This is a genomic window from Gemmiger formicilis, from assembly GCF_016901605.1.
In the GTDB taxonomy this organism is placed as follows: domain Bacteria; phylum Bacillota; class Clostridia; order Oscillospirales; family Ruminococcaceae; genus Gemmiger; species Gemmiger formicilis_B.
On the sequence record NZ_JACJKP010000285.1, the window covers coordinates 1 to 2,088 of the forward strand.

A 2,088-nucleotide genomic window follows, 5' to 3' on the forward strand; every position below is an offset into this window, starting at 1 on the left:
ACTCCCTCTGGAAAGAAGAATAAAGGAAAATGAAACAGGGTATACTTCTGGCAAAATGTCATGCAAAGAGGGGTTGTTTTCATGGAACCTGTATCCAAAAAGGAAAGAGAAAATGGCAAACTGAACCCAACAGAGAGCGCGGCGTTAAAACGGTTGGAACATGATCTGATTACGGAGGAGGGAATGATTCCCGCCACCAAAGGGCGCCATGCTATCCATTGCCTGACTGTTATAGGAACCATCGAAGGTCACACACTGGCACCGGACAGTCAAAAAACCACCAAATACGAGCATGTGATTCCGCAACTGGTAGATATTGAGGAAGACCCGGAAATCGAAGGATTACTGGTGATTCTGAATACCGTGGGAGGGGATGTGGAAGCGGGGCTGGCCCTTGCGGAATTGATTGCAGGGGTAAGTAAACCCAGCGCCACACTGGTCCTTGGCGGCGGGCACTCCATCGGCATTCCACTGGCGGTTTCTGCAGGGCGCAGCTTTATTGTGCCTACGGCTACCATGACTGTGCATCCGGTCCGCCATTCCGGCATGGTATTGGGTGTACCTCAGACGTTGCGTTATTTTGAACAGATGCAGGAACGGATTGTGGGGTTTGTGGCAGGGCATTCCGGTATTACGGCACGGCGCTTCACAACGTTGATGCACAATACCGGGGAACTGGTAATGGATATGGGCACCGTGTTGGATGGCAAACAGGCTGTTGAAGAGGGGCTCATTGATGAATTGGGCGGATTGTCGGATGCTTTGCGTTATTTGTACAAAGAGATTGAAGGCAAGAACTGAGATATGCCAACAGTAAAAAGGGGAGAGGGGTAGACCATTTTCCATTTACAACCCCCTGCATTCGTGATAAAATAGGTACCGAATATTCGTTTGGGCCGGTCGGCCTACTTATTTTATATAGAGTTCAACAGAGGGGTTTTATACAGCATGGCACAGTCTCGTTCCAGTAAGAATAGCAGTAGAAAAAAATCTTCCGCGAGCCGAAGTTCTTCTTCCCGTTCGCGTACATCCAATACTCGCTCGTCTTCTTCCCGCAGTAAGAAAGCTGCCTCCCGGCGGGCCCAACGGCGAGCAGAGAATCCCAATTTGCTTCGCAGCGTGCTGTTGGCGGGCTTGGGATTGCTTTGCGTCGCCATGGTGCTGGTCCCGGGTCAGAATATCTGGAAGCTGATGCGCGGGTGGCTTTTTGGCGTTTTTGGCATCATGACCTATCTGGTGGGGCCGTTTTTATTGTATCTGGCCTACCTGTTGGCATCCGGGTACCGTGTGGCACTCTTTGCGGGAAAAGTAGCTCTGATGGGTATTTTGTGTGCCAGCGTACCGGTAGTGTTTTCCAAAGTGTCTGTCAGTGAGGCAAACGCCTGGGAAGTCATAAAAATGTTGTTTATGCGGGGCGAAACCGGCTTTTGGGAAGGCGGCGTGCTCGGTGCGCCGATTGGTGCTACCTTGCTTGCCTTGTTTGGCAGGCCGGCCTCCAACTTTATTATGCTGCTGGTGTTTGCTCTGGGCCTTATGGTCTTTTTTGCCATCACACCGGTGGATGTGGTGCAATTCATCGATGGCCAATACCGGAAAATGCAGGACGCCCGCGCAGAAAGAGCTGCAGCGGAGTCTGCCTATGATACGCAGCTGTTTGGCAGTGAACCGGAAGAGGAACCCATTGAAAATCTCACCGGTACGCTGCCGGATGCGCCGCAGCGCCGTCATCATCCGGCGTACGACGTGATTGCGGATACGGGCAATATTCCGTTGGGGAACGCGGCACCAGCATCCAGAACAACGGACTTTACCAGCTCTATGATGGCTGGAGCGGCCGGCATGGGAACTGCTTCCCGTGCGTCTTTTGATGTGGATCTGGGCCCCAGCGCGGAGAGCAAAGCGCTGAAACAGGCAGTAGAACATGACCCGCTGGAACCGGTCAGTATCGGACCGGGCGGCACATTCGGCATGGACCCGCTGTCCCATTTGTCAGACTCGCAGCGTTTCCGTGCGCAAAAAACTCCGGTGGCACCGGAACCTGCCCCTGCGCCGCAGGAGGATTTTGAATTGAAGCTGCAACCGGAACCT

1 protein-coding gene and 1 pseudogene are annotated in these 2,088 nt (G+C 53.0%); both read left to right on the forward strand.

All coding sequences use genetic code 11. The features are described 5' to 3' along the window. Positions 1-81 precede the first annotated feature (81 nt). Complete coding sequence (locus tag H6B10_RS14190; protein ID WP_243427404.1) at positions 82-801, forward strand: ClpP family protease; 720 nt, start codon at positions 82-84, stop codon at positions 799-801. 306 nt (positions 802-1,107) lie between these two features. Further along, positions 1,108-2,088: pseudogene (locus tag H6B10_RS14195) on the forward strand (hypothetical protein); the annotation flags it as partial.

Bases quoted from the DNA above. Each gene is read 5' to 3' on its own strand.
- H6B10_RS14190 (WP_243427404.1), top strand. From the start codon at position 82: ATGGAACCTGTATCCAAAAAGGAAAGAGAAAATGGCAAACTGAACCCA.